This is a genomic window from Streptomyces sp. NPDC046909 (assembly GCF_040644695.1).
GTDB lineage: Bacteria > Actinomycetota > Actinomycetes > Streptomycetales > Streptomycetaceae > Streptomyces.
Map to the genome: position 1 here is coordinate 715,847 of NZ_JBEYXC010000004.1, position 13,656 is coordinate 729,502.

The 13,656-nt window shown below is 71.7% G+C and carries 11 protein-coding genes; 8 read left to right on the plus strand and 3 right to left on the minus strand.

Annotation, left to right across the window (positions count from 1 at the left end):
- Positions 1-76: 76 nt before the first annotated feature.
- Positions 77-262 carry a 50S ribosomal protein L28 gene (gene rpmB / locus ABZ928_RS16285; RefSeq protein WP_003993230.1) on the minus strand — a complete coding sequence of 62 codons (186 nt, stop codon included), beginning with the start codon at positions 260-262 and terminating at the stop codon, positions 77-79.
- 259 nt (positions 263-521) lie between these two features.
- Here rpmB and ABZ928_RS16290 point away from each other — a divergent pair, with 259 nt between their 5' ends.
- On the plus strand, positions 522-2,243 hold the full coding sequence (locus ABZ928_RS16290; RefSeq protein ID WP_361518672.1) for a DAK2 domain-containing protein: 1,722 nt from the start codon (positions 522-524) through the stop codon (positions 2,241-2,243).
- 18 nt (positions 2,244-2,261) lie between these two features.
- On the opposite strand, the gene ABZ928_RS16295 is transcribed toward ABZ928_RS16290, so the two are convergent.
- Entirely contained in the window at positions 2,262-5,357 is a 3,096-nt protein-coding gene (locus ABZ928_RS16295; protein ID WP_361518673.1) for a tetratricopeptide repeat protein, read from the minus strand.
- Positions 5,357-7,195 (minus strand): HSP90 family protein, encoded by a 1,839-nt coding sequence (locus ABZ928_RS16300; protein WP_361518674.1) that lies wholly within the window; start codon positions 7,193-7,195, stop codon positions 5,357-5,359. The genes ABZ928_RS16295 and ABZ928_RS16300 overlap by 1 nt, the downstream gene beginning before the upstream one ends.
- Before the next feature lie 165 nt (positions 7,196-7,360).
- Between ABZ928_RS16300 and recG the strand changes: the two genes are divergently transcribed.
- The 7 genes from recG to rnc all read left to right on the plus strand — a co-directional run bounded on the left by recG (position 7,361) and on the right by rnc (position 13,600).
- Positions 7,361-9,559: an ATP-dependent DNA helicase RecG gene (recG, locus tag ABZ928_RS16305; RefSeq protein ID WP_361518675.1), complete on the plus strand. Its 2,199-nt coding sequence runs from the start codon at positions 7,361-7,363 to the stop codon at positions 9,557-9,559.
- 39 nt (positions 9,560-9,598) lie between these two features.
- A complete protein-coding gene (gene rsmD, locus ABZ928_RS16310) occupies positions 9,599-10,186 on the plus strand; it encodes a 16S rRNA (guanine(966)-N(2))-methyltransferase RsmD (RefSeq protein ID WP_361518677.1) in 588 nt (195 codons plus the stop codon).
- A 26-nt stretch (positions 10,187-10,212) separates the two neighbouring features.
- Positions 10,213-10,692: a pantetheine-phosphate adenylyltransferase gene (coaD, locus tag ABZ928_RS16315; protein WP_289922877.1), complete on the plus strand. Its 480-nt coding sequence runs from the start codon at positions 10,213-10,215 to the stop codon at positions 10,690-10,692.
- 57 nt (positions 10,693-10,749) lie between these two features.
- Complete coding sequence (locus tag ABZ928_RS16320; RefSeq protein ID WP_361518679.1) at positions 10,750-11,799, plus strand: ATP synthase F0 subunit B; 1,050 nt, start codon at positions 10,750-10,752, stop codon at positions 11,797-11,799.
- A 163-nt stretch (positions 11,800-11,962) separates the two neighbouring features.
- Complete coding sequence (locus ABZ928_RS16325; protein ID WP_361518681.1) at positions 11,963-12,613, plus strand: DUF177 domain-containing protein; 651 nt, start codon at positions 11,963-11,965, stop codon at positions 12,611-12,613.
- Positions 12,614-12,615: 2 nt separating this feature from the next.
- Positions 12,616-12,789: a 50S ribosomal protein L32 gene (gene rpmF / locus ABZ928_RS16330; RefSeq protein WP_015657589.1), complete on the plus strand. Its 174-nt coding sequence runs from the start codon at positions 12,616-12,618 to the stop codon at positions 12,787-12,789.
- Between the two features lie 19 nt (positions 12,790-12,808).
- Positions 12,809-13,600, plus strand: a complete 792-nt coding sequence (rnc, locus tag ABZ928_RS16335; RefSeq protein ID WP_361518683.1) for a ribonuclease III — start codon at positions 12,809-12,811, stop codon at positions 13,598-13,600.
- Positions 13,601-13,656: the final 56 nt, after the last annotated feature.

Consider the following 13,656-nt stretch of genomic DNA (forward strand, 5'->3'; position numbering starts at 1 on the left):
GGCAAAAAGCCGGCCCACCTCTCGGTGGACCGGCTCTGTGCAGCGAACCAGCAGTGGCCGCGCGCTTAGCTGTGCGTCAGCGCGAGACCTTGCCGGCCTTGATGCACGAGGTGCAAGCGTTCACGCGCTTCGGCGTCCCGCCGACCACGGTACGAACGCGCTGGATGTTCGGGTTCCAGCGACGGGACGTACGGCGGTGCGAGTGCGAGATGTTGTTGCCGAAGCCCGGCCCCTTGCCGCAGACGTCGCAGTTGGCAGCCACGGGTCACTCCAAAGACTTCAGATGCACTTACGGTTGGATCCCGGCAAGCCGGGATCGAGATCGTAGGATCAGAGATCTGAGTGGCGCTGCCAGGGGAATGGCCCGATGTGGATCGGGCAACCGGAGCAGCATACAACGACTGCGCCAGTAGAACGAAACTACCATGGCTGCTCAGGGCCCTGCTCCCGGCCCTCTTCCGGCGGACACCGCTCCGGGGTCTACGCTGCGTCCCACATCCAGGCAGCTCAAGGAGGCGCAGGTGGCCCAGGTGCCGCAGACATTCTTCGATGCTCTCGCGGTACGCACCTGGTGCGGCCTCGCGTTGAAGGCGCTGGGGCGGGCCCGCGAGGAGATCGACGCGATCAACGTCTATCCGGTCGCGGACGGGGACACCGGCACGAATCTCTACCTGACCATGGAGTCCGCCGTCGCGGCCGTGGAGGCGGTGTTCGCCGCCTACGACGAGGACAGGCCAGCGCTGGCCGACGCCGCCCGCGCGATGGCGCACGGCGCCCTGATAGGCGCCCGGGGGAACTCCGGGACGATCCTCGCGCAGCTGCTGCGCGGTATGGCCCAGGTGCTCGCCGCGGACAGTGAGACCGCTCACACCGACGGAACCGGCCTCCGCCTCGCCCTGCGGCACGCGGCCGACTCCGCCCGCCAGGCCGTGGCGCATCCCGTCGAGGGCACGGTCCTGTCGGTCGCCTCGGCGGCGGCGGACGCGGCGGACGAGGTCGAGGCGACCGAAGGGGCCGAGCGGGAGTGCGGGGCGGTCGCACGGGCCGCCTACGAGGGTGCGCGAGAGGCCCTTGCCGCGACCCCGGGGCAGCTTGCGGTGCTGGAGCGGGCCGGGGTGGTCGACGCCGGGGGGCGGGGGCTGGTGGCGGTCCTGGGGGCGCTGGTCGAGACGTTCACCGGGGAGGTACCGGGGGGATCGGCTGTTTCCGCGCCGCACGCGCGCGTGGAGTCGGGGCGGGCGGCGACAGGGCGGGCCGAGACGGCGGACGCCGACACGGTGCGAGCCGGCGAGTGCTCCGACGGCTCCCTGGAGGGCGATGGGCCCGCCTTCGAGGTCATCTACCTCCTGGAGGCCGAGGACGCCGCCGTGGACCGGCTGCGGGGGCGGCTCGACGCCCTCGGGGACTCGCTCGTCGTGGTCGGCGGGGACGGGCTGTGGAACGTGCATGTGCATGTTGACGACGCGGGCGCCGCCGTGGAGGCGGGGGTCGAGGCCGGGCGGCCGTACCGGATCCGGATCACGCACTTCGCGGTCGGTGACGTCCACACGCGCGGGGGCGAGCGGCCGCCCCGGGAGCGGGTGCAGCGGGCCGTCGTCGCCGTCGTGCCCGGCGAGGGGCTGGCCGGTCTGTACACCGAGGCCGGCGCGACGACCGTGCTCGCGCGCCCCGGGGAGCCGCCCGCGAGCGGGGAGATCGTCGAGGCCGTACGACGTGCCCACGCGCGCGAGGTCGTGCTGCTGCCCAATGACGCCGATCTGCGCCACACCGCCGCCGCGGCGGCCGACCAGGCCCGCGCGGAGGGCATCCGCGTCGCCCTCATCCCGACCCGTTCCGCGGTCCAGGGCATCGCGGCGCTCGCCGTCCACGAGCCCGAGCGCCGCTTCGACGAGGACGTCGTGTCGATGACCTCGGCGGCCGGCGCGACCCGCTACGCCGAGGTCGCCGTCGCCGAGCGGCAGTCCTGGACCATGGCCGGCATCTGCCAGGCCGGAGACGTCCTCGGCCTCATCGACGGCGATGTCGCCGTGATCGGCTCCGACGTCACCGCGGCCGCCGAGACCGTCCTGGACCGCATGCTCTCGGCGGGCGGCGAGCTCGTCACCCTCGTCCTCGGCGACGAGGCGCCCGAGTCCATCGCCGACCACCTCGAAGCACGCGTGCGTGAGTCGTACCTCGCCGTCGACACGGTGGTGTACCGGGGCGGGCGGCAGGGTGCGCTGCTGCTCATCGGCGTCGAGTAGGGGGCAGTCCTCCGGGACTCAGTCGTCCAAGACCTGGAGCATCTGCTCCGCCTCCGCCAGCCGGGCCCGCACGGTCTCTTCCTCGTCGCTTCCGTCGTCATTGGCGTACGCCGCCAGCACCGCACGCGCGCGTGCCACCGCCCGCTCCGGGCGGCTCAGGTCGGCCTCCAGCCAGCCCGCGGCAAGTTCGGCGCCGGTACGGGCGTGCAGGGCCTCCTCGCCGAGGGAGGCGAGGACCACGACGGCCTCCGTCATCTGGGCCAGGGCGTCCTCCAGCGCGGCCTGGATGGAGTCGTCCTCGTCGTCCTCGGCGGCGCTGCGGGCGAGGAGGTCGCCGAACTGCCGGTGGGTGTGGCCGAGCTCGGCGACGAGCTGCCTGCGTGTGTCCTCGTCGCCGGGGTCCGCGCCCAGCGCCTCCTCGCACGCCCGCACCGCGGCCGTCATGAGCTCCCGTGCCTCGCCCTGTCCGTCCTCGGCGCGCAGCGCCAGCCACGCGCGGGCGCGCAGGGAGCGCACGAGGCCGTGGACGTTGCCGAGCGAGCGCCACAGGTCGCCCGCGCGCGCGTACGCCCGGTCCGCCTCGGCGGGCAGATCGGCGTTGCCGAGGGACTCGGCGGCCAGGTGGGCCAGCGTCGCGTGGTCGTGCTGCTCGGGCCAGAGCTTGGCGATCTCGGCCGCCTGGAGCCGCCGTTCGGCCGCCGCGCGGTGCTCGCCGAGTTCGCTCAGGCAGTCGCCGAGCCACCACTGGGCCTGGACGAGCGCGCCGTCGCCGTGTGTCTCGGCGGTCAGGTCGGGCAGCGCCGACTCCAGCACCTCCGCGGCCTCGGCCCACCGGCCCTGCCGCAGCAGGAACCCGCCGAGCAGCTGCCGTGCCCACGCGCCCAGCGTCGGCCCCGCACCGGCCTCGTCGGCCCAGTGCGCCGCGTCCAGGGCGTGCTCGGCGGCCTCCTCGACCTGCTCCCGGCCGCCCAGCACCTCGGCGAGCTGGAGATGCAGCTGGGCCCGTCCGGCCGCCTCCAGGTACGGCCCGCCGTGCTCCAACGCCGCCCGCAGCGCGCGCTCGGCCTCCGGGACATCGCCCAGATGGTGCGCGAGCGGCGCCAGCCGCGCCTCGTACTCCACCGCGAACCACGGCAGCCCGGCCGCCACAAACCCCCTGGCGGCCCGCCCGAACAACTCCGCCGCGGCCTCCAGCTCCCCGGCCTGCACGGCCAGCTCCGCCAGCATCGCCCGAGCCTCGGCAGCCCGGGAAGCGAGCTGTACGTCACCCCCGCCCCGCCCCCCGACGAGCGCGAGCACCTCCCGCACGGCGGCTTCGGCTTCGGCGTGGACGGAGGGGGAGGAGTGACCGCCGGGCGGGTGCGGGGCGCCGGACGGGCCGGAGGCCGAGGCCTCGCCCTGGCCGGTGATCCCGTCAGCGTCGACAGCGCCCTCGCGCAGCGCCTCGCCGGTGGGCCCCTCTCCCGGGCGCCCGCCTGCGTGGCCCTCGCCGGGAGCCTCCTCGCCGGCCTCCCCTGACGCCTCCCCGCCCACCTGCACCCGCCGCATCAGAATCCGCGCCCGCCCCATCAGCACCGACGCGGTCTGCCGTACGCCGGTGCCCTCCTCGGCGTAGAGGGCCAGGATCTCGTCGTACGGGTCGGCGACCGCCGCGAGGGCGCCCTCGACGTCACCCCCGAGGGCGCGGACGAACGCCGCACGCGTGCGTGCCGCCAGGGCCTCGCCCGGGTCGCCGGCCGCCGCGTACAGCTCGGCGGCGTGCTCGAACAGGTCGGCGCCCTCGGGGCCGAGGTCCATCGCCTGGTGGTCGGCGATCTCGGCGCGGTCGCGCGGGTCGAGTTCGATGCCCTCGGCCGCGCGGGAGACGGCGGCCCAGGCCTCGACGGCGTCCGGCCGCAGGCTGTCCGAGAGCCGCCGTGCCTCGGCGATCAGCGAGTCCAGGTCGGCCTCCTCCCGCGGCGGCGCCACCACGGTGGGTACCACCGGCGCGGAGAGGGTCCGCGGCGACCGCACGCCCAGCGGCAGCCGCTCCACCAACGGCTCCTGCGCCATACGCGCGCGTGCCCGCTCACTGACGTACGCCGTGCCGTTGCGGGCGTCGAAACGGGCCGCCAGATCGAGGGCCTCCGCACGCGCGTGTGCGGCCAGTTCGCGGGCCGTCCAGGAACGCCCCGCCGGTCCCGGTACCTGCCGGTCGCCGAGGCCGAGCGAGGTCAGCCGGTCCATGAGCAGCGTCACCACGCTCAGGAACTCCAGCCCGCTGCGCGGATGCCCGGTGTCCGTGAAGTACGCAGGGCGCTCCGCGAGCAGCTCAAGTCCGCGCGCCTCATTGCCGCTGAGGGCGCAGAACTCGACGTGGTCGGCGTAGGCGCCGCGCATGCTCTCCATGGCCCGTACGAGCCGGAAACCCCGCAGATGGTTCGCCCGTGCCTCGTCGAGGCGGCCGAGGCGCAGCAGGGGCAGCAGGGAGGCCGCGAGGGCGGTGTGCGGTTCGTGGGCGCAGGTGAGCTCGCCCTCCAGGACCGGAGCCCACAGCGTGAGCGCCTCCGCGTCCCGGCCCCGCTCCGACTGCCACCAGCCCTGCCCGTGCAGCTCGCACGCGTGGCAGTCGGCCATCCGGTCCCGGTCGGCGGCCAGCCACGCGGCGTACGCCCGCTCCGCGCGCGGCACGTCCCCGATGTGCGCGGCGACGTTGAACTCGGCGCTGCGCACCGCGCGTTCCGTGTGCCCGGCGAGCCGGTAGCGGTGCTCCATCTCGCCGAGCCACTTCTCGATCGAGGCGAGCGGCACGTGCGGCTGGTCGAGCATGCCGGACGACATCCACTTGAAGACCCAGTGCAGGGTGTGGGTCTCGTACTCGTCGAAGTCCTCGGGCCGCTCGTCCCACATGCGCAGCAGCCGCGAGAAGGGGACGAACATCTTGTCCTTCTCGGAGCTGTAGTTGTAGACCTTCAGCTGGTGTCCGAGCGCCTCGATCACCGCGAGCGGGATGTTCAGCCTCTCGGCCTCGGCCAGCAGCTGCTCCGCGCGCGCGTTGCGGGCCGGGCCCTCCGGCTCCTCGCCGTTCTCCGCCATCGCCCGGCGCAGGGTGTCGAAGTCCGTGACGTCGCCCATCAGCGACCCTCCTCGCCGTTCGTGGCCCACTCCAGCAGGCCGATGAAGGCCCGGTTCAGCAGCGCCGAGTCCGCGGGCCTGAGCGGGCGCTGCGCCATCAGCAGCGCCTGTCCGTACAGGGACTCCGTGGCGGTGCCGATCAGCTCGGGATCGCCGATCGAACTGATCCTGCGGATCAGCGGATTGAGATGGTTGAGCACCAGACGCGCGCGTGGGGCGCTGCCGCGCATCGAACCGAGGATGCCCGCCCACAGGTCGTCGGCCCCCGCCTCGGCCTCCGCGCGGGCCTGCTCGTGCCGGGCCGCCCGGTCGTCCAGGTGCAGCGCGGGCACGGACAGCGGGTGGAACGCGCGCAGGACCACGTCACAGCCCAGCGGGTCGAGCTTGGCCCGCGCGGCCGCGAGGAAGCCGGAGAGCGCCAGCTCCACGGCCGGGTCGACGGCGTCCAGATGGGCCGTCACCGTGTCCGCGTCCAGCTCGGCGACCACGGTCCCAGGGCGCACCGACGGCAGCGCCTCGACCAGGTCGCTGTCGTACGTGTAACCGCCGTTGACCACCCCAACGCCCTGCGCGGACGCGATCGGCGCGACCTGCCGGAACTCCTCCACGGTCCGCGTGAAGTGCACCACCGGGTGCCGCCGCGCGAACTCCTCCAGGGACAGCCGCCCGTCGCTCGTCTCGAACGGCAGCCACGGCAGCATCGTGCGCAGCATCTCCCGGTCGTGCCGGGCCAGCGACTTCACGCCCAGGTGGTGCACCGACAGGAAGCCCGCAAGGCGTTCCGGATCGCCGGCGGCCAGCCCCGTCAGCCAGGACCGAATCCTTTCCCCCAGCGCCTCCCGTACGGCCGCCAGCGTCTCGTCCTCGTACAGCGACTCTCGCGAGGCAGTGGGCCGCAGGCTGTCCGTGTCCAGGACGCAGCGCACGAAGAACGCCCACTCCGGCAGCAGCTGTTCGGCCCGCTCGGTCAGCAGCATGCCCTTGAGGTGGACGCGGTGCGTCGCGCGCGTGGCCGGGCTGACCGCCGACGGCAGCACGTACGCCACCCCGCGGATCCCGGCGAGCGGCACGTCCAGCGCGATCGAGTCCAGCGGAGTGAACCCGAACAGGTCATGACAGTGCCGCGCCAGGGCCACCCTCCGGGTGGCGGGGGAGGGGTACGGCCGGTCCCAGGGCGCCGGCAGGTCGGTGACCGCCTCGTCGCCCACCCGCACGTCGTAGGGCAGCAGCGAGCCGAAGTCCCGGGCCAGTTCCAGCACCTTCGCCGGGTCCAGCCACTCGGCCGCGCCGGGCCGCGCCACCAGCTCCACGGTCGTACCGGGCTCGGGGTGCGCCTCGGGCGCCAACGTCCGCACGGTGTACGAACCGTCGTCGCGCGCCGTCCACTCCACGGGCGCCGCGCCGGGCGTACGGGCACTGCGGCTGACGACCCGGATCCGCTCGGCCACCACGAAACAGGCGAGCAGCCCGATGCCGAACTGGCCGAGGAAGTCGGAGCGCACCTCCTGAAGCCCGATCTGAAGCCCCTCGGCCCGCTTGGAGCTGCGGCCGATGGTCGCCAGCAGGGTGTGCACATCCGACTCGGTGAGCCCCACGCCGGAGTCCTCGACCCGCAGGGAGCCGCCCTCCGCACGGATCCGTACCTTCGCCGGGGCGTCGGGCTGTTCGGCCCGCCGGGCGGTGATGGCGTCCACGGCGTTCTGCAGCAGTTCGCGCAGATAGACCTTCGGACTGGAGTAGAGGTGATGGGACAGCAGGTCCACCAGACCACGCAGGTCGACCTGGAACGTATGAGGTGACGGGGATGCCTGGGATGACTGTGAGGTCTGGGAGTCCATCGCTGCAGCGCCGCGGTTGGGGGAGCTCCTCGGCGCGGGGTCGGGCGGTCCCGGTGGGGCGGTGACCGCGTGATGGCCGGAGGCGCGTCATCCTAAAGCCGGAACAGCCCGTCTGACCAGGGGTTTCCCGATACGTATACGGCAATGTCAGTGGGGTGGTGTGCAATGGATCTCGTGCCCGCGCTCGAAGAACCACTGAAGAAGGTGCTCGGCCCACCCACCGCGAAGGTGATGGCCGAGCACCTCGGCCTGCACACCGTCGGCGACCTCCTGCACCACTACCCGCGCAGATACGAGGAGCGGGGCCAGCTCACCCACCTGGCCGACCTCCCCATGGACGAGCACGTCACGGTGGTCGCCCAGGTCGCCGACGCCCGTCTGCACACCTTCGCCTCGACCAAGGCGCCGCGCGGCAAGGGCCAGCGCCTCGAAGTCACCATCACGGACGGCAGCGGCCGCCTCCAACTGGTCTTCTTCGGCAACGGAGTCCACAAACCCCACAAGGAACTCCTGCCGGGCACCCGCGCGATGTTCGCGGGCAAGGTCTCCCTCTTCAACCGCCGCCTCCAACTGGCCCACCCGGCCTACGAATTGCTGCGCGGAGACGCGGAGGAAACAGTGGAGACCTGGGCGGGCGCCCTGATCCCCATCTACCCCGCCACGGCCAAGCTGGAGTCCTGGAAGATCGGCAAGGCGATCCAGACGGTCCTCCCCAGCGCCCAGGAGGCGGTCGACCCCCTCCCGGACTCCCTCCGTGACGGCCGCGGCCTCGTCCCCCTCCCTGAGGCCCTCCTCAAGATCCACCGCCCCCACACCAAGGCCGACATCGAGGACGCCCGCTCCCGCCTCAAGTGGGACGAGGCCTTCGTCCTCCAGGTCGCCCTCGCCCGCCGCCGCCACGCCGACGCCCAACTCCCCGCGGTAGCCCGCAAACCCAAGCCGGACGGCCTCCTGACCGCCTTCGACGACCGCCTCCCCTTCACCCTCACCGAAGGCCAGCAGAAGGTCTCCAAAGAGATCTTCGACGACCTGGCGACGGAACATCCGATGCACCGGCTGCTCCAGGGAGAAGTGGGTTCCGGGAAAACGATGGTGGCGTTGCGCGCCATGCTGGCCGTAGTCGACGCGGGCGGCCAGGCCGCGATGCTCGCCCCCACCGAGGTCCTGGCCCAGCAGCACCACCGCTCGATCGTCGAGATGATGGGCGACCTGGCCGAGGGCGGCATGCTGGGCGGCTCGGAGCACGCCACCAAGGTCGTCCTCCTCACCGGCTCCATGGGCGCGGCCGCCCGCCGCCAGGCCCTCCTGGACCTCATCACCGCCGACGCCGGGATCGTGATCGGCACCCACGCGCTGATCGAGGACAAGGTGCAGTTCCACGACCTGGGCCTGGTCGTGGTGGACGAACAGCACCGCTTCGGCGTCGAACAGCGAGACGCCTTGCGAGGCAAGGGCAAGCAACCCCCGCACCTCCTCGTCATGACCGCCACCCCCATCCCGCGCACGGTCGCCATGACGGTCTTCGGCGACCTGGAGACCTCCGTCCTCGACCAGCTCCCGGCCGGCCGCTCACCGATCGCCAGCCATGTCGTCCCGGCCGCCGACAAGCCCCACTTCCTGGCCCGCGCCTGGGAACGGGTCCGCGAGGAGGTCGAGAACGGCCACCAGGGCTACGTCGTCTGCCCCCGCATCGGCGACGAGGAAGTGGACCCGAAAAAGAAGAAGTCCCCCGAGGACGAGGCCGAGAAGCGCCCCCCACTGGCCGTCCTGGAGGTGGCCGAGCAACTGGCCAAGGGCCCGCTGAACGGCCTGCGCGTCGAGGTCCTGCACGGCCGGATGCACCCCGACGACAAGGACGCGGTCATGCGCCGCTTCGCCGCCGGCGAGACCCATGTCCTGGTCGCCACCACGGTCATCGAGGTCGGCGTCAACGTCCCGAACGCCACGGCGATGGTCATCATGGACGCCGACCGCTTCGGCGTCTCCCAGCTCCACCAGCTCCGCGGCCGCGTCGGCCGAGGCTCGGCAGCGGGCCTCTGCCTCCTGGTCACGGAGATGCCCGAGGCCAGCGCCGCCCGCCAGCGCCTCAACGCGGTCGCCTCCACCCTCGACGGCTTCGAACTCTCCCGCATCGACCTCGAACAACGCCGAGAGGGCGACGTCCTCGGCCAGGCCCAGTCCGGCGCCCGCACCAGCCTGCGCATGCTCACCGTCATCGACGACGAGGAGATCATCGCCGAGGCCAGAGAGGAAGCGGCGGCGGTGGTGGCGGCGGATCCGGAGCTGACGGCACTTCCCGGACTGAGGACCGCGCTGGACGCCCTCCTGGACGAGGAAAGGGAGCAGTACTTGGAAAAGGGCTGAGAAACTGGCTTCGCAACCACTCCCGAACAAGGACCGAAGATGACTCGCGTGATCGCCGGCAAGGCCGGTGGACGTCGCCTGGCAGTCCCGCCAGGAAACGGCACCCGCCCCACCTCCGACCGCGCACGCGAAGGCCTCTTCTCCACCTGGCAGTCCCTCCTCGGCGGCCCCCTGGACGGCGAACGCGTCCTCGACCTCTACGCCGGCTCAGGAGCCGTCGGCCTGGAGGCCCTCTCCCGCGGCGCGAGCCACACCCTCCTGGTCGAGGCCGACGCCAGAGCGGCCCGCACGATCCGCGAGAACGTCAAGAACATCGGTCTGCCCGGCGCCGAGGTGAGGGCGGGCAAAGCCGAACAGATCATCAAGACACCGGCGCCGACACCGCCGTACGACATCGTCTTCCTCGACCCCCCGTACGCGGTCACGGATCACGATCTTCGGGAGATTCTCCTCACACTCCGTACCGGACACTGGCTCGCGAAGGAGGCGCTCGTCACCGTGGAGCGCAGCACCAGAGGCGGCGAATTCCAGTGGCCGGACGGTTTCGAGCCGCTCCGGGCCCGTCGTTACGGCGAGGGAACCTTTTGGTACGGTCGCGCCGCCTCTACGTGCGAAGACGCACGATGACCGGACCGGAGAGCGAGGGATCTCAAGTGCGCCGCGCCGTCTGTCCCGGGTCGTTCGACCCGATCACCAACGGACATCTCGACATCATTTCCCGCGCCTCCCGTCTGTATGACGAGGTCTATGTCGCGGTCATGATCAACAAGTCCAAGAAGGGCCTGTTCGAGGTCGACGAACGGATCGAGCTGATCCGCGAGGTCACCGCCGAATACGGCAACGTCAAGGTCGAGTCCTTCCACGGCCTCCTCGTCGACTACTGCAAGCAGCGCGACATCCCCGCCATCGTCAAGGGCCTGCGCGCGGTCAGCGACTTCGACTACGAACTCCAGATGGCCCAGATGAACAACGGCCTGTCGGGTGTCGAGACGCTCTTCGTGCCGACCAACCCCACCTACAGCTTCCTGTCCTCCTCGCTCGTCAAGGAGGTCGCGACCTGGGGCGGAGACGTGGCGCACCTGGTGCCGCCGCTGGTCCTGGAGGCCCTCAACAAGCGTCTGCGTCAAGGCTGAACGGGCTACAGTCGTCCCGTCCGTCTCCAACACAGCTGTAGAGAGTGGCGAGCACAGGTGGACGTGCAGAAGAAGCTCGACGAGATCGTCGCCTCGGTCTCCGGCGCCCGGTCGATGCCCATGTCGGCGTCGTGCGTGGTCAACCGCGCCGAACTGCTCGCGATGCTGGAAGAGGTCCGGGCCGCCCTGCCCGACTCCCTCGCCCAGGCCCAGGAGCTGATCGGCGACCGTGAGTCGATGGTCGAGCAGGCCCGTCAGGAGGCCGAGCGGATCATCACCGGCGCGCACGCCGAGCGCGGCTCCCTGATCTCCGACACCGAGGTCGCCCGCCGCTCCCAGGCCGAGGCCGAGCGCATCCTCTCCGAGGCCCGCCGGGAGGCCGAGGAGGTCCGGGCGGAGGCCGACGACTACGTCGACTCCAAGCTGGCCAACTTCGAGGTCGTCCTCACCAAGACCATCGGCTCGGTCGGCCGCGGCCGCGAGAAGCTCCTCGGCACCGGCCCGGGCCTCGACGAGCAGGGCTACGAGGACGAGGACGCCCCCGAGCGCAGCCACGACCCCGAGACCCTGCGCCGGGACGCCGACACCTACGTCGACACCAAGCTCGGCGCCTTCGAGGCGGTCCTCACCAAGACCCTGGAGGCCGTCGGCAAGGGCCGCCAGAAGCTGCACGGCCGGATCGCCACGGACGACCTCGGCGCCCTCGCCGACGACACCACCACCGTCCAGCACTCCAGCGACGCCGACTACCTCGCCGACCTCGCGGCCCTGGCCGAGCAGGACAACCGGGCCGCGGCCGAGCAGCAGCAGCCCGTCCAGCCGCAGTACGAGCCGCAGCCGGCGTACGGCTACCAGGAGACCGACACCTACGGCGGCTACCCGCAGCAGCAGGTCTACGCCCAGCAGCAGGACCCCTACGGCTACCAGCAGGCCGATCCCTACGCCTACCAGGGCTACGACGCCCAGCAGGCCGCCTACGACGCCGGACAGGCCCAGCAGGCCCAGCACGCCCAGCAGTCGTACGCCCTGGACGAGACCAGCCTCTTCGACACCGGCATGATCACGCCGGAGCAGCTGAGGGCCTACGAGCAGGGTCGCGGCCAATAAGGACCAGTGAGGGACCAGTGAGAGACCGGTAAGGGACCACCGGATTGGGCCGTGAGCGAAAGGTCCAGTATCCTGGCTCTTCGGTCGCGCGTACGTCCGCGATCAGCGCTGCCCGGGAACACCGAAGGGCAGCGTCCCTTGAGCTCGAAGATCGAAAGCAGGAATGGCCCTGAACGCCCGTCTCGACCACCGCAAGCCTCTCGTGTTCGACACACACGAGCTGGGGCGGCGGCCCGGTGCGCTTCAGCGGCTGACCCGCGAGATCGACGCTCCCAAGGATCTCGGGATCGCGGGGGTCGTCGGAGTGCCGGAAGGCGCCCCGGTGGAGCTCGAGCTCCGGCTCGAGTCGGTCATGGAAGGGGTGCTTGTCACAGGCACCGCCCGTGCACTGGCCGAGGGGGAGTGCGTAAGGTGTCTGGAGCCGCTTGAGCTGGAGCTCGCAGCGGACTTCCAGGAGATGTTCTCGTACCCTGACGCCGACGACCGGGGCCGCCCCAAGGCGGAGCCGGCCGACGACGCCGAGGAAGACGAGGACAGGCTCTTCATCGAGGACGGCCTGTTCGACCTCGAACCCGTGCTGCGTGACGCGGTGGTGCTTGCCCTGCCGATGCAGCCGGTGTGCCAGGACGACTGTCCCGGCCTGTGCTCCGAGTGCGGAGCCCGGCTGGCGGACGCCCCGGACCACCACCACGACGCCGTCGACATCCGTTGGGCGGCACTGCAGGGACTCGCCGGTTCACTCGAAGATGGCGAGAAGGACGAGATGAGCGGCGCCGAAGCGGAAGCGGGCGTCGACGAGAAGCAGGAGAAGTAGCCGTGGCTGTTCCGAAGCGGAAGATGTCGCGCAGCAACACGCGCCACCGCCGGTCGCAGTGGAAGGCTGCGGTCACCCCCCTGGTTGCGTGCGAGCGCTGCCACGAGCCCAAGCAGCAGCACATCGCGTGCCCGTCTTGCGGCACGTACAACAAGCGCCAGGTCCTCGAGGTCTGAGCGGCTGGTGAGAGGCACTGTGTCCACTCCGAAGAAAAATTCTGCGGACAACACGGCCTCGTCCCACACGCTGTTGGAAGGGCGGCTCGGGTACAAGCTCGAGTCCGCCCTTCTGGTGCGTGCGCTGACCCACCGGTCCTACGCGTACGAGAACGGCGGTCTGCCCACCAACGAGCGCCTGGAGTTCCTCGGGGACTCCGTCCTCGGCCTCGTGGTCACGGACACGCTGTACCGCACCCACCCCGACCTGCCCGAAGGCCAGCTGGCCAAGTTGCGGGCCGCGGTGGTCAATTCTCGTGCGCTGGCAGAGGTGGGCCGTGGGCTCGACCTGGGTTCCTTCATCCGGCTCGGCCGGGGTGAAGAGGGCACGGGCGGCCGGGACAAGGCGTCCATCCTCGCCGACACCCTTGAAGCGGTGATCGGCGCGGTCTATCTCGACCAGGGCCTCGACGCGGCCTCCGAACTGGTGCACCGCCTGTTCGACCCGCTGATCGAGAAGTCCTCCAACCTCGGTGCCGGCCTGGACTGGAAGACCAGCCTCCAGGAGCTCACCGCGACCGAAAGCCTCGGCGTGCCCGAGTACCAGGTCTCGGAGACCGGCCCCGACCACGAGAAGACCTTCACTGCTGCCGCCCGCGTCGGAGGCGTCTCGTACGGCACCGGCACCGGCCGCAGCAAGAAGGAGGCGGAGCAGCAGGCCGCCGAGTCCGCCTGGCGGTCCATCCGGGCCGCGGCGGACGAGCGTGCCAAGGCCGCCGCGAAGGCCGCCGAGGCCGACGCCGGCGCCGATGAGACGCCCGCCTCCGCCTGAGAGAACAGAGCAGTACGCCAGAGCGCCCGTCCCCCGCAATCGGGGCGGGCGCTCGG